Genomic DNA, 22281 nt, shown 5'->3' on the forward strand with positions numbered 1-22281 from the left:
CCGCACGACGGCCCCGCAGACGCGCTCTCCCCTCCACCCCCGGTGTCCCCCCGGGATCTTGGTGGCGCAGGGATAAAACTAAGCGCTGCGTAAGCGGACGGGCGGCCCCGAAGGTCCCCTGATCGATGACCTTGGACCCCTCCCGGATTCCACGACGAGGAACGCCGGGCCCCGTCCGCTACGACCGCTACGGCCGGTCGAGGCGCAGCCGCTCCGCCCTCGGCAGGCCCGCGACCACGAGGTCGTACGAGTCCTCGACCAGCTCCCGGACCAGCGCGTCGGGCAGTGCCCCCGGCCCGCCCGCGGTCACCGTGTTCCAGTGCCGCTTGTTCATGTGCCAGCCCGGCACGATCGCCTCGTGCTCCGCGCGCAGCCGCACCGCCTGCTCCGGATCGCACTTGAGGTTCACCTTCAGCGGGTCGGCGTCCAGCGCGCTCAGCGCGAACACCTTCCCCAGCACCTTGAACACCGAGGTCTCCGGGGTGAAGGGGAACTCCTCCACCGCCGCGTTGAACCCCAGACAGAAGTCGCGCAGCTCCGCCGGCGTCACTCCGCCTCCCCGTCCTGCTCCTCCACCGGAGCCACCGGCTCCACCAGCACGGTCACGATCTTGTTCCGCCGTCCCGCCGGGGACTCCGCCGTCAGCCGCAGCGGCCGCCCGTCCGGCAGGTCCACCACCGCCGAGGCGCCGGCGATCGGCACCCGGCCCAGCGCCTTGGCGAGCAGTCCGCCGACCGTCTCCACGTCCTCGTCGTCGAAGGAGTCCACCTTGAACAGTTCACCGAGATCGGTGATGTCCAGCCGCGCGGTGACCCGGTAGCGGTCCCCGCCCAGTTCCTCCACCGGCGGGAGTTCCCGGTCGTACTCGTCGGTGATCTCACCGACGATCTCCTCGAGGATGTCCTCGATGGTGACGATGCCGGCGGTGCCGCCGTACTCGTCGATGACGACCGCCACGTGGTTGCGCACCGACTGCATCTCGCGCAGCAGGTCGCCGGCGTTCTTGGTGTCCGGCACGAACACCGCGGGCCTTATCGCCGTGGAGACCAGGTCGCTCTCCGCGTCCCGGCTGATGTGAGTCTTGCGGACCAGGTCCTTCAGGTACACGATGCCGACGATGTCGTCCTCGTTCTCCCCGGTCACCGGGATGCGCGAGAAGCCGGACCGCAGCGCGAGCGTGGTCGCCTGACGGACCGTCTTGTACCGCTCGATGCAGACCAGGTCGGTGCGCGGCACCATGACCTCGCGCACGAGCGTGTCGCCCAGCTCGAAGACCTGGTGCACCATGCGGCGCTCGTCGTCCTCGATCAGCGATTCCTTCTCCGCCAGGTCGACCATCGCGCGCAGTTCCGCCTCGGAGGCGAAGGGCCCCTTGCGGAAGCCCTTCCCGGGGGTGAGCGCGTTGCCGAGGAGGATCAGCAGCTGCGGGATCGGTCCCATGATCCGGGCGAGCGGTACGAGGACGTAGGACGCCGCCGTCGCCGTGTTCAGCGGGTGCTGCCGGCCGATGGTGCGCGGGGAGACCCCGACCGCCACGTAGGACACGAGCACCATCACGGCGATGGCCACGAGCAGCGCGGTCCAGTTCTCCCCGAACTCGTCGAGGCAGACGTACGTGACGAGCACGCCCGCCGCCATCTCGCAGGTGACCCGGACCAGCAGCGCGACATTGACGTAGCGGGTGGGGTCGCCGGCGACCTCGGCCAGCTTCGCGCTGCCGCGCCGGCCCTCCCGTACGGCCTGCTCGGCGCGGAAGGCGGAGATCCGGGCGATCCCGGACTCGGCGCACGCGGCGAACCAGGCCACCACGACCAGCAGGACGGCCCCGGTGATCAGTTGGAGATCACCGGTCATGAGACGGTCGGCGCCGGGGACGGGCCGGTCACGCCGTTCTCGCCGCGCCAGCCGTCGACGATGGCCGCCTGGAGGCCGAACATCTCGGCCTTCTCGTCCGGCTCCTCGTGGTCGTACCCGAGCAGGTGCAGCACCCCGTGGACCGTCAGGAGCTGGAGCTCCTCGTCCATGGAGTGCTGCGTCGGCGCGTCCTCGCCCTGCTTCTTGGCGACTTCGGGGCAGAGCACGATGTCACCGAGGAGCCCCTGCGGGGGCTCCTCTTCGTCCTTCGACGGCGGACGCAGCTCGTCCATCGGGAAGGACATGACGTCGGTGGGTCCGGGCAGGTCCATCCACTGGATGTGGAGCTGCTCCATCGCGTCCTCGTCGACGACGATGACGGAGAGCTCCGAGAGCGGGTGGATCCGCATCCGGGTGAGTGCGTAGCGGGCGATGTCGAGGATCGCCCGCTCGTCGACCTCGGTTCCGGACTCGTTGTTGACGTCGATCGACATGGTGCGCTGATTTCTACTTCCGCTGGAAGCCGTTCCGCGACTGCTTCGCGTCCTGGCTGTCGTCGTACTTCTCGTACGCGTCGACGATACGGCCGACCAGCTTGTGCCGGACGACATCCTCGGACGTGAGCCGCGAGAAGGCGATGTCCGGAACGCCTTCGAGGATGTCCTGCACCTGACGCAGCCCGCTCTTGGCGCCACCCGGGAGGTCGACCTGGGTCACGTCACCGGTGACGACGATCTTCGAGTCGAACCCGAGCCGGGTCAGGAACATCTTCATCTGCTCGGGGGTGGTGTTCTGCGCCTCGTCGAGGACGACGAAGGCCTCGTTGAGGGTGTTGTGCGTCAGCAGGTAGTCCTGCGTGACGTACAGCGAGTCCTCGGCGGCCACCTGGATGCACACGGCTTCTTCGCGGCCCGCGGGCTCGATGGAGTCGATGAAGCGCATGGGACGACCGCCGCCGCCGGCCGCGTGGTACGCGTCCCGCTTGCGCGCGAGGCGGAAGGGCTCGATGCCGTCGGGGAGGCGGATGTCGACGACGTGCGAGTCGTACCGGTGAGCGGCCGGCGCGGTGCCCTGCTTGCGGCCCTCGGCTGCACGACGCCGGGTGTAGGCCACCCCGCCGAGAGACTGGACGAGGGCGATCACGTCGTCCCGCAGAACGATCGACGCGGTGGAGTACTGGACCCGGCAGGTGCGGTCCTGCTGGGTGACCGGGCCACCGTCGGAGTCGAGCAAGCCTTGGAGCACCGCGAGACGGACGTCCGACGTGTTGAACTGATAGTCGTCCGGCACGAACTTGGAGTGCGAACGGCTGCCGATCAGGTCCAGCTCTCGCAGGACCTGGGTGACCGGGTTCTCCAGGGTGACGACATCGCCCGGGGACTTCACCCGGTTCAGGACATAGTCGGGACCGCCCTTGTGTCGTACGGCCACTCCTGGAAGGGCCGATTCCAGGGCACGGGCCAGTTCCTCGTCTTCCGTGGCGAAAGACGGCGTGGTGGAACCAGTCAGGCAGCCGTCACCAAGCAGCAGGCCGAGCGCATACGGGTCCATCGGGACCTCGCGGGCGGGGAACTCGACGGGAGCCGTGAGCATCGGCAGCTCGTAGCGACGGGTGTGTCCCGCTCGCAGGTCGCCGATCATCTCCTTGGTCTCCAGGACCCGCCACGGCTCGTCGCGGCTCTTGTCCGACGCCGTTCGGACCGTCCACAGGTGCTCGCCGCAGCACAGGGTCCAAGAGCCGTCCTGGGCTGTGAAGCGGTAAATGTCCTTCTCGCCCTGCGGATAGACGCCGAGGACCGGGGTCGGCTCACCGTTCGAACCGACGACGAGGTCACCCACCTGGAGGTCTCCGATGGGGCGCCAGCCCTCCGGCGTCAGCACGTTCGTGAAGACGGGCATCGCCCGACCCCTCATGTACGCCAGCGGCGCCACCTCGATGGTGCCCGCCGCCATCAGCCGCGGGATCGAGTCCGGGTCGATCATGTCGTGCAGGGCGTCGTAGAGCGGCCGCAGGTACGGGTCGATCTTGTCGAAGAGGGTGCCGGGGAGGAAGCCGAGGCGTTCGCCGGCCTCCACCGCCGGGCGGGTCAGGATGATCCGGCTGACCTGCTTGGACTGCAGCGCCTGGACCGCCTTGGCCATGGCGAGGTAGGTCTTGCCGGTACCGGCGGGGCCGATGCCGAAGACGATCGTGTGCTTGTCGATCGCGTCGACGTACCGCTTCTGGTTGAGCGTCTTGGGGCGGATGGTGCGGCCGCGGCTGGAGAGGATGTTCTGGGTGAGCACCTCGGCGGGCGTCTCGTCCGGACCCTGGCCGTTGCCGGTCGACTTGAGCATGGCGATCGAGCGTTCCACTGCGTCCTCCGTCATCGGCTGCCCGGTGCGGAGCACCAGCATCATCTCGTCGAACAGGCGCTGGATCAGCGCGACTTCCGCCGCGGCGCCGATCGCGCTGACCTGATTGCCCCGAACATGGATGTCGGCCCTCGGGAAGGCCTTCTCGATCACGCGCAGCAGGGCGTCGCCCGAGCCGAGCACGGACACCATCGGATGGGTGGCCGGTACGGAGAAGTGGGCTCGCGCCTGCCCCGGCGCGGGGGTCTTGGCTGTCGGTGTCTGAGTCATGGGCCGGCACTGTGGCCTGCGCATACCTCCCACTGAGGGGCCGCGCCGATCGACGGCCACCGGACTTCCAAGCCTACGTCGCCGCCCCGCCATCCCCGAGGGGTTTTACGGGGTCCCGTACGGGACCCCGCTCGGGGCGGGCCGGAAACCCGCCCGGGCCGGGCCCGGGCGCTCCCGGCCCGGGCGGACGCGCGGACCGGCCGGGGCCGGGGCGCGGCCCTTCGCAGCGGCCCTCACCGTTCCCCGGCCGACCAGGCCCTACGCCGACTGGCGGAAGCCGATCGTCGGGACCGCGCGGCGGCGGCTGGCCGGGGCGGCTGCGCGCGGGACGAGGTCGTCGAGGAAGCCGTACCGCCCGCGCAGGGCCTCCGGGGCGGTGCGCCACCAGTGGGCCACCTCCGGCCAGCCGGGGGCCGACAGGGAGCCGCCGAACTCCTGCACCGACAGGGCCGCCGTCAGGCCCGCGAAGGCGAGCCGGTCCGCGAGCGGCCACTCGGCGAGGGTGCCGGTCAGGAAGCCCGCCACGTACACGTCGCCCGCCCCGGTCGGATCCAGGGCGTCGACCGCGATCGCGGGGACCTCGGCCGTTTCCCCGGTCCGCCCGTCCACCGCGTACGAGCCCTCGGAGCCCATCGTCACCACCGCGATCGGCACCTTCTCGGCCAGCGCCCGGGCCGCCGCGCGCGGGCAGTCGGTGCGCGTGTAGGCCATCGCCTCCCCCGCGTTGGGCAGGAAGGCCTCGCAGTGCTCCAGGTCGGCCAGCGCCCCCAGGTCCCACCGCCCGCTGTCGTCCCAGCCGACGTCGGCGAAGACCCGGGCCCCGCGCCGGGCCGCCTCGGCGACCCAGGCCTCGCCGCCGCCCGGTCCGAGCGAGGCCACGGCCGCGCGGGCCCGGGGCGGGCACTGGGGGAACGGGCCCGGGTCCGCCGGGAGCGGCGCCTCGTGGCCGTGGGAGACCATCGTGCGCTCGCCCTCGTACGCCATCGAGACGGTGACGGGGCTGTGCCACCCGGGCACGGTCCGTGACATCGAGAGGTCGATGCCCTCGCCCTGTTCGAGCGCGTCCCAGCAGTACTCCCCGTAGTGGTCGTCCCCGAAGGCGGCGGCCAGGGAGGTGCGCAGGCCGAGCCGGGCGAGGGCGGTGGCCATGTTGGCGACGCCGCCGGGGCTGGAACCCATGCCGCGCGCCCAGGACTCCGTGCCGCGCACGGGGGCCGAGTCGAGGCCGGTGAAGATGATGTCGAGGAAGACCGTGCCGGTCAGGAAGACGTCGCAGCCGGGTTCGTCGGGGTCGCGCAGCGGACCGAGCGGGTCCACGGCGGAGTCGAGGCTGTCCCGGCTGCTGCGACTGGTCACGATGTACTCCCCGATCGGTCGGTGCGCGTTCTGATCTTGGCGGGTCGTTTCTTCAATGGGCTTCCCAATTCGACTTCCTGATGGGATTCAACCCACGTCCGCCGCCGGGCCCTCCCTCCCGGGCGGGCCCGGAATACAGTGTGACGCAGATCACCGCCTGAACGCCCTTCTCGGAGGTTCGGGCCGCTTGATAGATATGAGCCCCGCGGTCTTGCGGAATCTCACGCTCCACCTGCACCACATGGAACACCCGTGCCCGACCGCACCCCCGCGCCGCCCGCCGCCTGGCCGCTCGTCGCGCTCTTCACCTCCGGTTACGTCGCCCCGTACCTGCTGCCGACCGTCGTCGGCCGGCTCGACGCGCACCTCCCGCTGAGCCCCGCGCAGGCCGGCCTGATCGGCTCGGTCCTGCTGCTCGGCTCGGCCGCCGCCGGATTCGCCCTTGCCTCCCGCATCCCGCGCCACGGGCCGCGTCCGCTGGCCCGGCTCGGGCTGCTGCTCGCCGTCCTCGGGTACGGCACGGCGGCCGCCACGGCGCAGCTCCCCCTCGTCATCGCGGGCGCCGTCCTCGGCGGCTTCGGCTCGGGCACGGCCACCGCCGTGGCCGCCTCCGGGATCGCGGCGCAGCGCGACCCGCACCGGACCTCCGCGCTGGGGCTGCTGTCGGTGTCGGCCACGGCCGGGGCCCTGTACCTGACCCTGCCCCGGCTCGGCGGCGGGCACTGGCTGCCGTTCGCGGCGATCGCCCTGGTCGCGCTGGTGTGCTGGCCCGCTACGGGGCGCCTGCCCGGGGCCGACCGGACGGACCTCGCGGACCGTGCCGACCGCACCGGCCGCACCGACCGGGCCGTGCGGGCCCCCGTGCGGCTGCCCTACCCGCGCGCCGGGATGGTGCTCGCCGGGGCCCTGATGCTGTGGTCGCTCGCCCAGAACGCCCTGTGGGGCGTCAGCGGCCGCATCGGCGCGCAGCAGGCGGGCCTGTCCGAGGTCACCCTCGGGATCGTCTTCGCGGCCGCGCTCGGCGCCGGGCTGCTCGGGGTCACCGCCGCCTCCGCGCTCGGGTCCCGGCTCGGGCGGGCGATCCCGGTGGGTGTGGGCACGGCGGTCATCGCCTGCTGCGTGGTGCTGGCCTCGCACGCGCGGGGCCTGGGCTCCTTCGCGGCCGGCGAGATCCTGTGGAACGCGGTCTACCCCGTCGTGCTCTCCTACGCCATCGGCCTCGCCGCCGCCCTCGACCCGCGCGGGCGCTGGGCCGTCCTGGTCGGTTCCGCGTCCTCGCTCGGCGTGGCCTGCGGGCCCGTCACCGGGAGCCTGCTCGCCGAGGGTGCGGGGTTCCCCGGCATGGGGTTGGTCCTCGGGGGCCTGCTGCTCGCGGTGGCCGGGCCGATGGCCGGGGTCGCCCTGCACGTCGGCGGACGCCCGCTGACCCCCGGCTCGGTGCGCCGGCGCGGCGGGGCCCCGGCGGCCGTGCTCGCCGCCGGAGCCGGGACGCCGGCCGGCTCGGTGCCGCGGGTCGGCGCGCAGGAACTGGAGGTCGTGGAGCTCGCGCAGCTCCGCGCCCGCCCGCTGCGCCTGCCCCCGCTCCGGATCCTGCTGCTCTCCCCGGCGGCGGCCCGCCGGGGCCGGGAGGGCCCCCGCAAGCGCATCCGCACCGGCGTCTAGACCTCCGGCCCGCGGGCGCCTGAAGGCGGGACGGCCGTCCAGGTCCTGCGCGGAGCGGGGCGGGGCAGCCCTGCGGGGCGAGGTCCCCTACCCGCCCTTCCGCCGTTCCCCGGGGCTCCGCCCCGGACCCGTTGCCGCGTGCGGCGCCGTTCCGGGGGCCGGCCCCCGCACACCGCTCCTCAAACGCCGGAGGGGCTGGACTTCGGCCGGCCGGGGCTGGATTGCCCGCAGGGCAATTCCAGCCTCGCCGGCGTTTGAGGCGCGGGGTCCGGGGCGGAGCCCCAGGGGGTCCGGGCGCAGCCCGGGGAACGGTGGAAGGGCGGGTCGGGGACGGCCCCGCAGGGCCCCGCGGCCGGGGTCGGGCCCGCTATCCGGCCCGCTTCGGCACGGGAACCCGTACGAGGTCGGCGGCGATCGTGAGCTCGCCCTCGAAGCCGGCCGCGCGGGCCTGGCGTTCGAACTCCGACGGGTCGGTGTAGCGCTGCGAGAAGTGCGTCAGCACGAGGTGCCGCACGCCCCCGTCCCGGGCCACCCGGGCGGCCTGCCCGGCCGTGAGGTGCCCGTGGTCGGTGGCCAGTTGGACGTCCTCGTCGAGGAAGGTCGACTCGATCACCAGCATGTCGCAGCCCGCCGCGAGCGCCTCGACGCCCTCGCAGAGCCGGGTGTCCATGACGAAGGCGAACCGCTGTCCGGCGCGCGCCTCGCTGACCTCGTCGAGGGTGACCCCGCCGAGGCTGCCCTCGCGCTGGATCCGGCCCACGTCCGGCCCCTTGATGCCGTGCCGGGCGAGCAGTTCGGGCCGTATCCGGCGCCCGTCGGGCTCGGTGACCCGGTAGCCGAAGGACTCCACGGGGTGCGAGAGCCGTACGGCGTCCAGGGTGTACGCGTCCCCGCGGACCAGGATCCCGTCCTCGGCCACCGGCTCCTCCGCGAGCTGCACGGTCTCGCGGTAGGCCGTGGCGTACCGCAGCCGGTCGAAGAACTTCTGCCCGGAGGCCGGGTAGTGGGCGGTGACGGGGTGCGGGACCCGATCGAGGTTGATCCGCTGGATGACCCCGGCGAGGCCGAGGCTGTGGTCACCGTGGAAGTGGGTGACGCAGATCCGGTTGATGTCGTGCGCGGCCACCCCGGCGCGGAGCATCTGGCGCTGGGTGCCCTCGCCGGGATCGAAGAGGATGCCCTCGCCGTCCCAGCGCAGCAGGTAGCCGTTGTGGTTGCGGTGGCGGGTGGGCACCTGGCTGGCGGTGCCGAGCACCACGAATTCTCGTACGGACACGGTTTATCCCGGGGGCCATTCGAAGCCACGGCCGCCGAGGACGTGCGCGTGGGCGTGGAAGACGACCTGGCCGGCGCCGGCGCCGGTGTTGAAGACCAGCCGGTAGCCCCGGTCGGCGAGGCCCTCGTCGACCGCGACGCGGCCCGCTTCGCTCAGGACGTCGGCGGCGATCCCGGGCTCCGCGGCCGCGAGGGAGGCGGCGTCGGGGTAGTGCACCTTCGGGATGACGAGGACGTGCGTGGGTGCCTGCGGATTGATGTCGCGGAAGGCGACGGTCGTGTCCGTCTCCCGGACGACCGTGGCGGGGATGGTCCCTGCGACGATCTTGCAGAACAGGCAGTCGGCCTGCGGTTCCCCGGCCATGTGCTGAGCCCTTCGTGACGGGTGATCGGTTCCGGCATCGTATCCACCGCCACCGGCCGGACCGGTCAGGGCCGGCAGCCCGTCAGGAACAGCGGCCGTCAGGACCAGCGGCCCGTCCGCGCCAGGAGGACCGCCGCCGCGGCCGTGCCCGCCGTGGAGGTGCGCAGGACCGAGGGGCCCAGCCGGTACGGGTGCGCCCCGGCCGCGGCGAAGGCGGCGAGTTCGTCCGGGGAAACCCCGCCCTCGGGTCCGACGACCAGGACGATGGAGCCGGCGGAGGGCAGTTCCGCGGTGGCCAGCGCGCCCGAAGGGGCGTCACGGTCCTCGTGCAGGACCACCGCGAGGTCGGCCTCCGCGAGCAGCGCCGCGACCTGCTTGGTCGACAGCGCCTCCGCGACCTCGGGGAAGCGGACCCGGCGGGACTGCTTGCCGGACTCGCGGGCGGTGGCCCGCCACTTCGCGAGGGATTTGGCGCCCCGGTCGCCGCGCCACTGGGTGATGCAGCGCGAGGCCTGCCAGGGCACGATCGCGTCGACGCCGGTCTCCGTCATGGTCTCGACGGCGACCTCGCCCCGGTCGCCCTTGGGCAGGGCCTGGACGACGGTGATCCGGACGGCCGGCTCCGCCTCCTCGAAGACCTCGGACACGGAGACGACGAGGCGGTCCTTGCCCTCGGCGGCCGTCACGACGGCCTCGGCCCAGCCGCCCCGGCCGTCGGTCAGCACGAGGGCCTCGCCGGGGGCCAGCCGCTTCACGGAGACCGCGTGGCGGCCTTCGGGACCGTCCAGGACGAACTCCGGCCCCGCGGGAACCTTTTCGACCACGAACACCGGGGCGGTCATGACGCACTCCTCATCTGCATTGCCTTCAACGCGTTCTGGGCCGCGCCGAGTTCCGCCGCGAGCACCTCCACCAGCTCCCCGGCCGGCAGGGCCCGCGCCAGCCGGTGCCCCTGGCCCGCCCACAGGGCCATGCCCTGCGGGTCCCCGGCATCGGCGGCGGCCTTGCGCAGCGGCGCGGTCAGGTGGTGGACCTGCGGGTACGCGGCCGGGGCGTACGGGCCGTGCTCGCGCATGAACCGGTTGACCAGTCCGCGGGCCGGCCGCCCCGAGAAGGCCCGGGTCAGCTCCGTCCTGACGAACAGCGGGTCGGTCAGCGCCTTCTTGTGCAGGGCGTGCGCGCCGGACTCCGGGCAGGCCAGGAAGGCCGTGCCGAGCTGCGCGGCCTCCGCTCCCGCGGCGAGCAGCGCGGCGATCTGCGAGCCGCGCATCAGGCCGCCCGCCGCGATGATCGGGAGGGCCACGGCCTCGCGCACCTGCGCGACGAGCGCGAGCAGGCCGACTCCGGCCGTGCCGTCGCCCTGCGGGTCGTCGCGGTGGGTGCCCTGGTGGCCGCCCGCCTCCACGCCCTGGACGCAGACGGCGTCGGCGCCGGCCGCCTGGGCGGCGCGGGCCTCCTCGACGGAGGTGACGGTGGCGATCGTGTACGTACCGACCTTGCGCAGGCAGGTGAAGGCCGCGGGCGAGGGCAGGCCGAAGGTGAACGAGACCACGGGTACCGGGTCTTCGATGAGAATGGCCAGTTTGGCGTCGTAGCCGTCGTCGCTGGTGCCGATGATGTCCTCGTCGGCGAGGGAGATCTCGTACCAGGAGGCCTCACTGGCGAGGTGCCCGCGGTAGGCCTCCACGACCGCCGGGTCCACGTGGGAGGCCTGCGGCAGGAAGAGGTTGACGCCGAAGGGGCGGCGGGTGAGCGCGCGCAGCCGCTTGATCTCCTGGTACATGCCGTCGGCGGTTTTGTAGCCGCCGGCGAGGAAGCCCAGTCCGCCCGCTTCGCACACGGCGGCCGCGAGCGGCGGGCAGGACGCGCCGCCCGCCATGGGCGCCTGCACGATCGGGTACGCGAAGAGACCGTTCGGTGCGGAGGACATGAGCTGCATCGTGCCATGTCCCGCTCACGGGGCCGAATCACGGCATTCGCCTGGCATAGTCCCCTTCACCGGGGTGCCCGAATACCGCCGCCGCCCTGCCGCCCCGCATGCCGCGAGCCCGGTCCGGGGATCCCCGGACCGGGCTCGCAGGTGTTCTCGTACGCTGCCCGTACGCTGCTCCGCGCGCGGCTCAGCGCCCGTTGAAGGCGTCCTTCAGGCGGCTGAACAGGCCTTGCTGGCCCGGAGCGAACTGGCCCATCGGCCGCTCCTCGCCACGCAGCTTGGCGAGCTGGCGCAGCAGGTCCTCCTGCTGCGGGTCCAGCTTGCCCGGGGTGGTGACCTCGACGTGCACGATCAGGTCGCCGCGCCCGCCGCCGCGCAGGTGGGTGACGCCGCGGCCGTGCAGCGGGATCGCCTGCCCGGACCCGGTGCCGGGCCGGATGTCGATCTCCTCCAGGCCGTCCAGCGTCTCCAGCGGGCACTTGGTGCCCAGGGCCGCCGCGGTCATCGGGATGGTGACCGTGCAGTGCAGGTCGTCCCCGCGGCGCTGGAAGGTCGGGTGCGGCAGCTCGTGGATCTCCACGTACAGGTCGCCGGCGGGGCCGCCGCCGGGGCCGACCTCGCCCTCGCCCGCGAGCTGGATCCGGGTGCCGTTCTCGACGCCGGCCGGGATCTTGACGGTGAGGCTGCGGCGGGAGCGGACCCGGCCGTCGCCCGCGCACTCGGGGCACGGGGTCGGGACCACGGTGCCGAAGCCCTGGCACTGCGGGCAGGGCCGCGAGGTCATGACCTGGCCCAGGAAGGACCGGGTGACCTGCGAGACCTCACCGCGGCCGCGGCACATGTCACACGTCTGCGCCGAGGTGCCGGGGGCGGCGCCCTCGCCGGAGCAGGTGGTGCAGACGACGGCCGTGTCGACCTGGATGTCCTTGGTCGTGCCGAAGGCCGCCTCGTCCAGTTCCAGGTCGAGGCGGATCATGGCGTCCTGGCCGCGGCGGGTCCGCGAGCGCGGTCCGCGCTGCGAGGACTGGCCGAAGAAGGCGTCCATGATGTCGGAGAAGTTGCCGAAGCCGCCCGCTCCGAAGCCGCCGGCTCCGCCGCCGCCCGAGGAGGACAGCGGGTCGCCGCCGAGGTCGAAGACCTGCTTCTTCTGCGGGTCCGAGAGGACCTCGTAGGCGGCGTTGATCTCCTTGAAACGCTCTTGCGTCTTGGGATCGGGGTTCACATCCGGGTGCAGCTCGCGCGCGAGCCGCCGGAATGCCTTCTTGATCTCGTCCTGCGATGCGTCGCGGCGCACGCCGAGAACGGCGTAGTAGTCCGTGGCCACTTACGACTCCGCCAGGATCTGTCCGACGTAACGTGCCACTGCGCGTACCGCTCCCATCGTTCCGGGGTAGTCCATGCGGGTCGGTCCGACCACGCCGAGTTTGGCGACTGCTTCGCCGCCCGAACCGTAGCCGACCGAGACGACGGACGTGGAGTTCAGTCCCTCGTAGGCGTTCTCATGCCCGATCTTTACGGCCATTCCCGACTCACTGGCCTCGCCCAGCAGCTTGAGGAGCACGACCTGCTCCTCCAGCGCTTCGAGCACCGGCCTGATCGTCAGGGGAAAATCGTGTCCGAAGCGGGTGAGGTTGGCGGTGCCGCCGATCATCAGCCGCTCCTCCGCCTCCTCGACCAGCGTTTCGAGAAGGGTGTCGAGGACGGCACGCACCGTCACCCGGTCCTCGTTCTCGAAGGATTCCGGAAGGTCCTTCACCAGCGGCGGCACGTCGGTGAACCGGCGGCCGACGACACGGCTGTTGAGGCGGGCCCGCAGGTCCGCGAGCGAGGCCTCCCCGAAGGGGGCCTGGCAGTCGACGAGCCGCTGCTCGACCCGGCCGGTGTCCGTGATGAGGACGAGCATCAGGCGGGCCGGGGCCAGCGAGAGCAGCTCGACGTGCCGGACGGTGGACCGGGTGAGCGACGGGTACTGGACGACGGCGACCTGCCGGGTGAGCTGCGCGAGCAGCCGCACCGTACGGCCGACGACGTCGTCGAGGTCCACGGCCCCGTCGAGGAAGTTCTGGATGGCCCGGCGCTCGGGCGTCGACAGCGGTTTGACCCCCGCCAGCTTGTCGACGAAGAGGCGGTAGCCCTTGTCGGTGGGGATCCGGCCGGCGCTGGTGTGGGGCTGGGCGATGTAGCCCTCGTCCTCCAGCACGGCCATGTCGTTGCGCACGGTGGCGGGCGAGACGCCGAGCCGGTGCCGCTCGGTGAGCGCCTTGGAGCCGACCGGCTCCTCCGTCCCGACGTAGTCCTGGACGATGGCGCGCAGCACTTCGAGTCTGCGTTCGCTGAGCATCGCGCACACCTCCATCGTTTCCGTCGTCCGTTGCTTCGACCGGCTCGGTCTGTTGGCACTCTGAGCGTTCGAGTGCCAGAGATCCCCCGGTCAGTGTACGGCGGGGTGGTACACCCCTAGCAAGGGCGGCCCGCCAAGGTAGCGTCGCGGCATGGACGTGCGTTGGGAAGAGGCGGGCTGGGAACGGCTCACCGAACGGACCGGCCGGCGACGCCTGCCGGTGTGGGACTGCACCGTGGGACTGGTGGTGGGCGAGGATTCCGCCCTTCTGATCGACCCCGGGTCCTGCCTGCGGGAAGGCGCGCTGGTGCGGGCCGAAGCGGAGCGGCTGGCGGGCCGGCGCGTGACCCATCTCGCATTCACACACGGACATTTCGACCACGTATTGGGCGGGGCGGCGTTCGCGGGGGCCGAGGTCTACGGTCCGGTCGGGCTGGACGCCCTGCTCTCCGTGAGCCGGGACGAGCTGCGGGCGGACGCGGTCCGGCACGGCCTGGCGGCGGTCGAGGCGGCCGAGGCCGCGGACCTGCTGGTGGTCCCCCGGCACCTGGTGTCGGGCGAGTGGACGCTCGACCTGGGCGGGGTGCAGGTGCTGCTGGCGAACGTGGGCCCGGGGCACACCCGGCACGATCTGGCCGTCTTCGTGCCCGGTGCGCGCGAGGTGGTCTTCTGCGGCGACCTGGTCGAGGAATCGGGCGAGCCGCAGGCGGGTCCGGACGCGGTGCCGCGGCAGTGGCCGGCGGCCCTGGACCGGCTCCTCGGCCTGGGCGGGGACGACGCTGTGTACGTGCCGGGTCACGGAGCGGTGGTGGACGCGGCCTTCGTCCGTGCCCAACGCGACACACTGGCGGCCCGTTTCGGCGTGTCGGACACCTGAGACGGCCCGCTCTCCTACCCTCGGCCGGATGCGTGAGTACTCCCCCGACCTGACCCCGCAGTGGAAGCGCGCCAAGCCGGTGCCGGAGGTGCCGGCCGATCCCGATCTGGTGGTCGAGGTGGCGGGTACGGACTTCTGCGGCGCGGTGGTGGCCTGCGAGGCGGGCACGGTCACCCTGGAGGACCGCTTCGGCAAGCGCCGCGTCTTCCCCCTCGAGCCCCGCGGTTTCCTCCTGGACGGCGCGGTGGTGACCCTGACCCGTCCGGTCCGGGGGCCGGCCGCCCCGGCCCGTACGGCCTCGGGCTCCCTCGTCGTCCCCGGGGCCCGGGCACGGGTAGCCCGGGCGGGACGGATCTACGTGGAGGGCCGCCACGACGCCGAACTGGTCGAACGGGTCTGGGGCGACGACCTGCGGATCGAGGGCGTCGTGGTGGAGTACCTGGAGGGCATCGACGACCTCCCGTCGGTGGTCGCGGACTTCGCCCCCGCCGCCGACGCCCGGCTGGGCATCCTGGTGGACCACCTGGTCCCGGGCTCCAAGGAGTCCCGCATCGCCGCCTCGGTGACCTCCCCGCACGTCCTGATCGTCGGCCACCCGTACGTGGACATCTGGCAGGCGGTGAAACCCTCGGCCCTGGGCATCCGCTCCTGGCCGGTGATCCCGCCGGGCCAGGACTGGAAGACGGGCATCTGCCGCGCCCTGGGCTGGCCGGAGAACACCGGAGCCGCCTGGCAGCACATCCTGTCCCGCGTGACGTCGTACAAGGACCTGGAGCCCACCCTCCTGGGCGCGGTGGAGCACCTGATCGACCACGTGACGACGTAGCCGACAGCCGCACTGGCCATATCCAGCCCCTCCGGCGAAAATCCAGCCCCTCCGGCGTTTGAGGAGCGGGGGTCCGGGGGCCGGCCCCCCGTGCCACGGCGCCGCACGCGGGCAGGGTCCGGGCGAAGCCCGGGAACGGTGGAAGGGCGGGTAGGGGACGGCCCCGCAGGGCTGCCCCACCCCGGACGGGGTCAGTCCACCAGGTCCCGGACCACCGCGTCGGCCAGAAGCCGACCCCGCAGCGTCAGAACGGCCCGCCCGGCCGCGTACGGCCCCGCTTCCAGGAGCCCGTCCGCCAGCGCCCGCCCGGCCGCGGCAAGCCCCGCAGACGCCAGCAGCGACAGCGGAACCCCATCCACCAGCCGAAGCTCCAGCAGGATCCGCTCCACCCGCCGGTCCTCCGCGGACAACAGCTCCCGCCCGGCCCCGGGCGACCGCCCCTCCGCCAGCGCCGCCGCGTAGGCACCGGGGTGCTTCACGTTCCACCACCGCACCCCGCCCACGTGCGAGTGCGCTCCGGGCCCGGCCCCCCACCAGTCGGCCCCGCGCCAGTACAGCTCGTTGTGCAGGCACCGCCCGGCCTCGGAGGTGGCCCAGTTCGAGACCTCGTACCAGGAGTACCCCGCCTCGGCCATCACCGCGTCGAGGATCAGGTACCGGTCCGCGTGGACGTCGTCGTCCGTCATCGGGACCTCGCCCCGCCGGATCCGCCGCGCGAGCTGGGTGCCCTCCTCCACGATCAGCGCGTAGGCGCTGATGTGATCGGGCCCGGCCCCCAGGGCCGCCGACAGCGACGCGCGCCAGTCCTCGTCCGATTCCCCCGGCGTCCCGTAGATCAGGTCCAGGTTCACGTGCTCGAAGCCCGCCGCCCGCGCCTCCGCGACGCAGGCCTCGGGCCGCCCGGGGGTGTGCGTGCGGTCGAGCACCTTCAGGACGTGCTGCTTCGCGCTCTGCATCCCGAAGGAGATCCGGTTGAATCCGCCCGCGCGCAGCTCCGCCAGGTACTCCGGGTTCACCGACTCCGGATTGGCCTCCGTGGTGACCTCGGCGTCCTCGGCCAGCCCGAATTCCTCACGGATCGCCGCGAGCATCCGTACGAGGTCGCCGGCGGGCAGCAGCGTGGGCGTGCCGCCGCCCACGAACACGGTGCGCACGGCCCTCGGGTCGTCCCCGAGCACCTTCCGCGCGAGCCTGACCTCGTCGATCAGGGTGTCGGCGTAGTTCTCCCGGGAGGCGAGCACGCCACCGGTGCCCCGCAGCTCGGTGGCCGTGTAGGTGTTGAAGTCGCAGTACCCGCAGCGCGTGGCGCAGTACGGAACGTGCAGGTAGAACCCGAGCGGCCGCTCCCCGGCTCCCGCCAGGGCGTGGAGCGGCAGCGAGCCGTCTTCGGGCATGGGTTCACCGTCGGGCAGTGCGGAAGGCATGGGCCCATTGTCCCGCACTGCCCCAAGGTCGTTTACGGGCGCGCGCCGCGCACCCGGCTACGCCTCTCGGGAGCCCTCGTACATCTCCTCGATGAGGTACTTGAACTCGCGCTCGACGACCGGCCGCTTCAGCTTGAGGCTCGGGGTGAGGTCCCCGTGCTCCACGTCGAGGTCGCGCGGCAGGAGGCGGAACTTCTTGACCGTCTGCCAGCGCTGGAGGCCCTCGTTGAGGGTCTGGACGTAGGTCTCGATGAGGCGGTTGGTCTCGGGTGCGGCCAGGACCTGGGAGTACGTCTTGCCCTCCAGGCCGCTCTCGGCGGCCCAGACCAGGATGGAGGGCTCGTCGAGGGCGATGAGGGCGGAGCAGAAGTTCCGGTCGGCGCCGTGGACGACGATGCTGGAGACGTAGGGGCAGAGCGCCTTGAACTGGCCCTCGATCTCCGCCGGGGCGACGTACTTGCCGCCCGAGGTCTTGATCAGGTCCTTCTTGCGGTCGGTGATGCGCAGGTAGCCGTCGGCGGAGAGCTCGCCGATGTCGCCCGTGTGCAGCCAGCCGTCGGCCTCCAGCACCTCGGCGGTCTTCTCGGGCTGCCCGTGGTAGCCCTGCATGATGCCGGGGCCGCGCAGCAGCACCTCGCCGTCGTCGGCGATGCGGACCTCGGTGCCGGGGAGCGGCTTGCCGACGGTGCCGGTGCGGTAGGCCTCGCCCGGGTTGACGAAGGAGGCGGCGCTGGACTCGGTGAGCCCGTAGCCCTCCAGGATGTGGATGCCCGCGCCGGAGAAGAAGTAGCCGATCTCGGGGGCGAGGGCGGAGGCGCCGGAGACGGCGGCGCGCAGGTTGCCGCCGAAGGCCTCGCGGAGCTTGGAGTAGACGAGCGCGTCGGCGATCTTGTGCTTGGTGGCGAGGCCCATCGGGGCGCTCGCCCGGCCGGTGCGGCGGAAGTTGTCCTGGGTGACCTTGGCGTACTCGCGGGCCACGCCGACGGACCACTGGAAGATCTTGTACTTGGCGCCGCCGCCGGCCCTGGCCTTGGCCGCGACCCCGTTGTAGACCTTCTCGAAGATGCGCGGGACGGCAGCCATGTAGGTCGGCTGGACGATCGGCAGGTTCTCGATGATCTTGTCGATGCGGCCGTCGACGGCTGTGACGTGGCCGACCTCGATCTGGCCGGAGGTGAGCACCTTGCCGAAGACGTGCGCGAGCGGCAGCCAGAGGTACTGGACGTCGTCCTTGGTGATCAGACCGGTGGCCACGGTGGCCTTGGCCATGTACGACCAGTTGTCGTGCGGCAGCCGCACGCCCTTGGGCCGGCCCGTGGTGCCCGAGGTGTAGATGAGGGTGGCGAGCTGGTCGGCGGTGATGGCCGCGATCCGCTCCTTGACCACCTCGGGGTGCTTGGCCAGGTACTCGCGGCCGCGCGCCTCCAGGTCGGCCAGCGAGAGCACCCAGCCCTCGGGGTCGCCGTCGGCCGGGATCGCGTCGGCGGTCTCGACGACCACCACGTGGGCGAGCTCGGGCAGGTCGGCGCGGCGCTCACGGGCCTTGGCCAGCTGCGTGCCGTCCTCGGCGATCAGGATCCGGCTCTCGGAGTCGGAGAGGATGAACGCCGATTCCTCGGCGTTCGTGCTCGGGTAGATCGTGGTCACGGCGCCGCCGGCGCACATCACGCCGAGGTCCGCGAGGATCCACTCGACCCGGGTGTTGGAAGCCAGCGCGACGCGCTGCTCCGGCTGGATCCCGAGCTCGACGAGTCCGGCCGCGATGGCGAAAACCCGCTCGGCGGCCTGGCCCCAGCTGAGCGACTTCCAGTCGTCCGGGCCGCCCCGGCCGTCCGCGGCGGGCACCGGATAGCGGTAGGCCTCGCCGTTCGGCGTGGCGGCGACGCGCTCCAGGAAGAGGGTCGCCACGGTGGGCGGACGGTTCTCGATCAAGGTCTGTGTGGCGCTCACGGACATCCTCCGGACCACTCGGCAGGGCCTGTTCTTCACAGGGGCGGACTGACTGGGTGGTGGGTCAGGGTGGGTGGCTGAGTCAGGGATTGGCAGCATCCGACCAAAAAAACTGGCGAGTAACCAACGAGCATTGATCAGACTAGGGGCCCTCCGCCTGGCGCGTAAGAGGCCCTGGGGAGCCGATTCATAACGAAACAGGCCCCCGCGCCGGAGCACGGGGGCCTGCTGCGTATCGGACGGCCGACGCGGCTGCTACTTCTTCTTGCCGCTGGACTCGTCGCTGGAGAGGACGGCGATGAAGGCCTCCTGCGGGACCTCCACGGAGCCGACCATCTTCATGCGCTTCTTGCCTTCCTTCTGCTTCTCCAGCAGCTTCCGCTTACGGGAGATGTCACCGCCGTAGCACTTGGCGAGGACGTCCTTGCGGATGGCGCGGATGGTCTCGCGGGCGATGACGCGGGAGCCGACGGCCGCCTGGATCGGGATCTCGAAGGCCTGCCGCGGGATGAGCTCGCGCAGCTTGGCGACCAGGCGCACGCCGTAGGCGTAGGCGGCGTCCTTGTGGCAGACGGCGGAGAAGGCGTCGACCTTGTCGCCGTGCAGCAGGATGTCGACCTTGACCAAACTGCCGGACTGCTCGCCGGTGGGCTCGTAGTCGAGGGAGGCGTAGCCGCGCGTCTTGGACTTCAGCTGGTCGAAGAAGTCGAAGACGATCTCCGCGAGCGGCAGCGTGTAGCGGATCTCGACGCGGTCCTCGGAGAGGTAGTCCATCCCGAGGAGGGTGCCGCGGCGCTGCTGACAGAGTTCCATGATCGCGCCGATGAACTCGGAGGGCGCGAGCAGGGTGGCCCGTACGACCGGCTCGAACACGTCCGAGATCTTGCCCTCGGGGAACTCGCTCGGGTTGGTGACGGAGACTTCCTTGCCGTCCTCCATGACGACGCGGTAGACCACGTTCGGCGCGGTGGCGATCAGGTCGAGCCCGAACTCGCGCTCCAGGCGCTCGCGCACCACGTCCAGGTGGAGCAGACCGAGGAAGCCGACGCGGAAGCCGAAGCCCAGCGCCGCCGAGGTCTCGGGCTCGTAGACCAGCGCGGCGTCGTTGAGCTGGAGCTTGTCCAGGGCCTCGCGCAGGTCCGGGTAGTCCGATCCGTCGAGCGGGTACAGGCCCGAGAAGACCATCGGGCGCGGGTCCTTGTAGCCGCCGAGCGCCTCGGTCGCGCCGTTGTGCAGGCTGGTGATGGTGTCACCGACCTTGGACTGACGGACGTCCTTCACGCCGGTGATGATGTAGCCCACCTCGCCGACGCCGATGCCGTCGGCCGGGGTCATCTCCGGAGAGGAGACGCCGATCTCCAGCAGCTCGTGCGTGGCGCCGGTCGACATCATCCGGATGCGCTCGCGCTTGTTGAGCTGACCGTCGACCACACGCACGTACGTGACGACACCGCGGTACGAGTCGTAGACCGAGTCGAAGATCATCGCGCGGGCCGGGGCGTCCTTGGGGCCGACCGGGGCCGGGACGGTGGCGACGATCTTGTCGAGCAGCACGTCCACGCCGAGACCGGTCTTCGCCGAGACGCGCAGGACGTCCTCGGGCTGGCAGCCGACCAGGTTCGCGAGCTCCTCGGCGAACTTCTCCGGCTGGGCGGCCGGCAGGTCGATCTTGTTCAGGACCGGGACGATCGCGAGGTCCTTCTCCATCGCCAGGTACAGGTTGGCGAGGGTCTGCGCCTCGATGCCCTGAGCCGCGTCCACCAGGAGGACCGTGCCCTCGCACGCCGCCAGGGAGCGCGAGACCTCGTAGGTGAAGTCGACGTGCCCGGGGGTGTCGATCATGTTCAGGACGTGGGTCTTGCCCTGGTCCTCGCCCGTGTTCGGCGCCCAGGGCAGCCGGACGGCCTGGGACTTGATCGTGATGCCGCGCTCACGCTCGATGTCCATGCGGTCGAGGTACTGGGCGCGCATCTGCCGCGAGTCCACCACACCGGTGAGCTGGAGCATCCGGTCGGCAAGGGTCGACTTGCCGTGGTCGATGTGCGCGATGATGCAGAAGTTGCGGATCAGCGCCGGGTCGGTACGGCTCGGCTCGGGCACGTGGCTGGGGATCGCGGGCACGCAGTGTCCTGATTCTCGGGTCGCAGTCGGAACGAAGTGTGGGCGTCGGTCTGCGCGAAATCAGATCTGGTCGGGTCTAGTCGGATCTATACGCAGACTCCCATGGTCCCATGAACCGGAGAGTGCGCTCGGTTTGGGCCGGTCGGACGGCAGCTGGTAACCTGAGCAGCTGTGTCTCGTGTGCCCTCTAGCTCTACGGGACGCAATCCGAAGATCAAATCTCTGAACCTGCAAAGGCTCTTTCGTGGCGAACATCAAGTCCCAGGTCAAGCGCAACAAGACGAACGAGAAGGCTCGCCTTCGCAACAAGGCCGTCAAGTCCTCGCTCAAGACCGCCATCCGCAAGGCCCGTGAGGCCGTCGTCGCCGGTGACGTCGAGAAGGCCACCGTGGCTTCCCGCGCCGCTTCCCGCGCGCTCGACAAGGCCGTCTCGAAGGGTGTCATCCACAAGAACGCCGCCGCCAACAAGAAGTCGGCGCTGGCGACCAAGGTTGCCTCCCTTCAGGGCTGAGCCCCTGATGTGATCGCCGGGCAGGGATCCAGCGGGCCCTCTCTCCCGCTCCCGACCGGCACTCCGCGCCGCACACGAAGCGTTCGCCACGCGGGTGCGGTGCAACCGAAGAAGTAACCGAAGGCCCCGGCCGCCTCCCTTCCCCAGGGCAGCGGCCGGGGCCTTCGGCGTGCGCGGGGCTCGGCGTGCGCACGGTTCGGCGTGCGCGGGGCCTTCGGCGTGCTCGGGGCTCAGGAGTGACAGAGCAGGTCGAGGACGACCGCCTCGGCGTCGAGACCGTCGAGATAGCGGTTCGCCCGCTCCCAGTGGCCCTCCGTGCGCGCGTCCGTCCACGCGCCGTCGAGGGTGACCAGGGCGGAGCCGGGCACCGCGGACCGGACGGACGACAGCCGGGATTCCTCGTGCTCCTGGGCGAAGTACGCGACCGGGTCGTTGACCAGGAACGACATCCCGAAGTGCGGGTCTCCCGCGACGGCCCGCTGGGCCACGTCCTGCACCAGCGGCTGGGCCAGATGATCCTTACGGGCCTCTGCCTGGGAATACCGTTCGGGATCGGCCTCGTGGCGGGCGACGAAGTCCGTGAGCGGGCGGGCCGGCGGATGCACCGCGCTCAGCTCGGTCCAAGCGGCGAGCAGGTCGTCGTACGAGCGCCCCGCGCGTTGCCGCATGCCGTCGAAGTCGAGCAGACCCCGGGGCCCGCCGTAGCACTCCAGCGGCCCGAGGGGCGCCAGCTCGGCCTTCCTGCGCGGCACGGTCGAGGCCGTGACGAGGCGGCGGTCGCCCTCGTGCCCGGGCAGCACGAGGTATGCGCCGCCCGCACGGATGGCCCACCAGTCCCAGTGGCCGACCCGGTCCCCGTTGCCGTTGAGGTCGTAGGGCGCCATGGCGGCAGCCACGGCCTTCGGTATCTTCCGGGGCACGGTCGGCGGCAGGCACACGGTCGCGTAGAACTTGGTCATGCCCGGGAGCGTAGGACCTGGGATGTGCCAGCCCGTCAGGGGGTCCTCCCGGACCCCGGTGGACCTGCCCGGTCAAGCGCACCGGGCCGTCTCCTTCGGGTCCTGCAGGTCAGACGTACTAGGGCCTGTCGTCAAACTCCCGTCGTCGCCCGAAGGGCGGCCTCGCGGCGTCCGGTGCGTGCTCTCGGCGCGCCGGGCGGAAG

Annotated in this window: 19 protein-coding genes; 4 read left to right on the plus strand and 15 right to left on the minus strand. The window is 71.8% G+C overall.

Going from position 1 to position 22281, the window contains the following annotated elements:
- Nucleotides 1-187 precede the first annotated feature (187 nt).
- From ACFVX6_RS36855 to ACFVX6_RS36875, 5 genes are all read right to left on the minus strand, one after another.
- Complete coding sequence (locus ACFVX6_RS36855) at nt 188-550, minus strand: MmcQ/YjbR family DNA-binding protein (RefSeq protein WP_389698959.1); 363 nt, start codon at nt 548-550, stop codon at nt 188-190.
- The gene (locus ACFVX6_RS36860; protein WP_389698960.1) at nt 547-1854 is read right to left on the minus strand and encodes a hemolysin family protein; all 1308 of its coding nucleotides are present in this window, start codon (nt 1852-1854) and stop codon (nt 547-549) included. The genes ACFVX6_RS36855 and ACFVX6_RS36860 overlap by 4 nt, the downstream gene beginning before the upstream one ends.
- Nucleotides 1851-2348 carry an rRNA maturation RNase YbeY gene (gene ybeY / locus ACFVX6_RS36865; RefSeq protein WP_274551990.1) on the minus strand — a complete coding sequence of 166 codons (498 nt, stop codon included), beginning with the start codon at nt 2346-2348 and terminating at the stop codon, nt 1851-1853. The genes ACFVX6_RS36860 and ybeY overlap by 4 nt, the downstream gene beginning before the upstream one ends.
- A 13-nt stretch (nt 2349-2361) precedes the next feature.
- Entirely contained in the window at nt 2362-4479 is a 2118-nt protein-coding gene (locus ACFVX6_RS36870; RefSeq protein WP_389698961.1) for a PhoH family protein, read from the minus strand.
- Nucleotides 4480-4737: 258 nt separating this feature from the next.
- On the minus strand, nt 4738-5835 hold the full coding sequence (locus tag ACFVX6_RS36875) for a carbohydrate kinase family protein (protein WP_389698962.1): 1098 nt from the start codon (nt 5833-5835) through the stop codon (nt 4738-4740).
- 252 nt (nt 5836-6087) lie between these two features.
- On the opposite strand from ACFVX6_RS36875, the gene ACFVX6_RS36880 reads away from it, so the two are divergent.
- Nucleotides 6088-7497 (plus strand): MFS transporter, encoded by a 1410-nt coding sequence (locus tag ACFVX6_RS36880; RefSeq protein ID WP_389698963.1) that lies wholly within the window; start codon nt 6088-6090, stop codon nt 7495-7497.
- 367 nt (nt 7498-7864) lie between these two features.
- On the opposite strand, the gene ACFVX6_RS36885 is transcribed toward ACFVX6_RS36880, so the two are convergent.
- From ACFVX6_RS36885 to hrcA, 6 genes are all read right to left on the minus strand, one after another.
- Entirely contained in the window at nt 7865-8773 is a 909-nt protein-coding gene (locus ACFVX6_RS36885; protein ID WP_389698965.1) for a ribonuclease Z, read from the minus strand.
- 3 nt (nt 8774-8776) lie between these two features.
- Nucleotides 8777-9136, minus strand: coding sequence for a histidine triad nucleotide-binding protein (locus tag ACFVX6_RS36890; RefSeq protein WP_389698966.1), 360 nt, complete (start codon nt 9134-9136; stop codon nt 8777-8779).
- A 98-nt stretch (nt 9137-9234) separates the two neighbouring features.
- On the minus strand, nt 9235-9978 hold the full coding sequence (locus tag ACFVX6_RS36895; RefSeq protein ID WP_389698967.1) for a 16S rRNA (uracil(1498)-N(3))-methyltransferase: 744 nt from the start codon (nt 9976-9978) through the stop codon (nt 9235-9237).
- Nucleotides 9975-11066 (minus strand): nitronate monooxygenase, encoded by a 1092-nt coding sequence (locus ACFVX6_RS36900; protein ID WP_389698968.1) that lies wholly within the window; start codon nt 11064-11066, stop codon nt 9975-9977. The genes ACFVX6_RS36895 and ACFVX6_RS36900 overlap by 4 nt, the downstream gene beginning before the upstream one ends.
- 190 nt (nt 11067-11256) lie before the next feature.
- On the minus strand, nt 11257-12393 hold the full coding sequence (dnaJ, locus tag ACFVX6_RS36905; RefSeq protein ID WP_389698969.1) for a molecular chaperone DnaJ: 1137 nt from the start codon (nt 12391-12393) through the stop codon (nt 11257-11259).
- Nucleotides 12394-13410 (minus strand): heat-inducible transcriptional repressor HrcA, encoded by a 1017-nt coding sequence (gene hrcA / locus ACFVX6_RS36910; protein ID WP_382971119.1) that lies wholly within the window; start codon nt 13408-13410, stop codon nt 12394-12396.
- Nucleotides 13411-13561: 151 nt separating this feature from the next.
- Between hrcA and ACFVX6_RS36915 the strand changes: the two genes are divergently transcribed.
- Nucleotides 13562-14287: an MBL fold metallo-hydrolase gene (locus ACFVX6_RS36915; RefSeq protein WP_389698970.1), complete on the plus strand. Its 726-nt coding sequence runs from the start codon at nt 13562-13564 to the stop codon at nt 14285-14287.
- A 28-nt stretch (nt 14288-14315) separates the two neighbouring features.
- Nucleotides 14316-15113, plus strand: a complete 798-nt coding sequence (locus ACFVX6_RS36920) for a DUF3097 domain-containing protein (RefSeq protein ID WP_389698971.1) — start codon at nt 14316-14318, stop codon at nt 15111-15113.
- A gap of 191 nt (nt 15114-15304) precedes the next feature.
- Here the strand turns inward: ACFVX6_RS36920 and hemW are convergent, their stop codons facing one another.
- The 3 genes from hemW to lepA all read right to left on the minus strand — a co-directional run bounded on the left by hemW (nt 15305) and on the right by lepA (nt 20608).
- Nucleotides 15305-16537 carry a radical SAM family heme chaperone HemW gene (gene hemW / locus ACFVX6_RS36925; RefSeq protein WP_389698972.1) on the minus strand — a complete coding sequence of 411 codons (1233 nt, stop codon included), beginning with the start codon at nt 16535-16537 and terminating at the stop codon, nt 15305-15307.
- A gap of 57 nt (nt 16538-16594) precedes the next feature.
- Nucleotides 16595-18487: an AMP-dependent synthetase/ligase gene (locus ACFVX6_RS36930; RefSeq protein ID WP_389698973.1), complete on the minus strand. Its 1893-nt coding sequence runs from the start codon at nt 18485-18487 to the stop codon at nt 16595-16597.
- Between the two features lie 255 nt (nt 18488-18742).
- A complete protein-coding gene (lepA, locus tag ACFVX6_RS36935) occupies nt 18743-20608 on the minus strand; it encodes a translation elongation factor 4 (RefSeq protein WP_389698974.1) in 1866 nt (621 codons plus the stop codon).
- A gap of 244 nt (nt 20609-20852) precedes the next feature.
- Between lepA and rpsT the strand changes: the two genes are divergently transcribed.
- Nucleotides 20853-21119 (plus strand): 30S ribosomal protein S20, encoded by a 267-nt coding sequence (rpsT, locus tag ACFVX6_RS36940; protein WP_250739437.1) that lies wholly within the window; start codon nt 20853-20855, stop codon nt 21117-21119.
- A 230-nt stretch (nt 21120-21349) separates the two neighbouring features.
- Here the strand turns inward: rpsT and ACFVX6_RS36945 are convergent, their stop codons facing one another.
- Nucleotides 21350-22078 carry a hypothetical protein gene (locus ACFVX6_RS36945; RefSeq protein WP_389698975.1) on the minus strand — a complete coding sequence of 243 codons (729 nt, stop codon included), beginning with the start codon at nt 22076-22078 and terminating at the stop codon, nt 21350-21352.
- Nucleotides 22079-22281: the final 203 nt, after the last annotated feature.

The sequence above is a fragment of the Streptomyces sp. NPDC058289 genome (genome assembly GCF_042880975.1).
GTDB classification, from domain to species: Bacteria; Actinomycetota; Actinomycetes; order Streptomycetales; family Streptomycetaceae; genus Streptomyces; species Streptomyces stoeckheimensis.

Excerpts from the sequence above, each read along its gene's own strand:
- hrcA (WP_382971119.1), bottom strand. The coding sequence starts at position 13,410 with ATGCTCAGCGAACGCAGACTCGAAGTGCTGCGCGCCATCGTCCAGGAC.
- ACFVX6_RS36890 (WP_389698966.1), bottom strand. The coding sequence starts at position 9,136 with ATGGCCGGGGAACCGCAGGCCGACTGCCTGTTCTGCAAGATCGTCGCA.
- ACFVX6_RS36920 (WP_389698971.1), top strand. The coding sequence starts at position 14,316 with ATGCGTGAGTACTCCCCCGACCTGACCCCGCAGTGGAAGCGCGCCAAG.
- ACFVX6_RS36870 (WP_389698961.1), bottom strand. The coding sequence starts at position 4,479 with ATGACTCAGACACCGACAGCCAAGACCCCCGCGCCGGGGCAGGCGCGA.
- ACFVX6_RS36915 (WP_389698970.1), top strand. The coding sequence starts at position 13,562 with ATGGACGTGCGTTGGGAAGAGGCGGGCTGGGAACGGCTCACCGAACGG.
- hemW (WP_389698972.1), bottom strand. The coding sequence starts at position 16,537 with ATGCCTTCCGCACTGCCCGACGGTGAACCCATGCCCGAAGACGGCTCG.
- ybeY (WP_274551990.1), bottom strand. The coding sequence starts at position 2,348 with ATGTCGATCGACGTCAACAACGAGTCCGGAACCGAGGTCGACGAGCGG.
- ACFVX6_RS36860 (WP_389698960.1), bottom strand. The coding sequence starts at position 1,854 with ATGACCGGTGATCTCCAACTGATCACCGGGGCCGTCCTGCTGGTCGTG.
- ACFVX6_RS36900 (WP_389698968.1), bottom strand. The coding sequence starts at position 11,066 with ATGTCCTCCGCACCGAACGGTCTCTTCGCGTACCCGATCGTGCAGGCG.
- ACFVX6_RS36895 (WP_389698967.1), bottom strand. The coding sequence starts at position 9,978 with ATGACCGCCCCGGTGTTCGTGGTCGAAAAGGTTCCCGCGGGGCCGGAG.
- ACFVX6_RS36945 (WP_389698975.1), bottom strand. The coding sequence starts at position 22,078 with ATGACCAAGTTCTACGCGACCGTGTGCCTGCCGCCGACCGTGCCCCGG.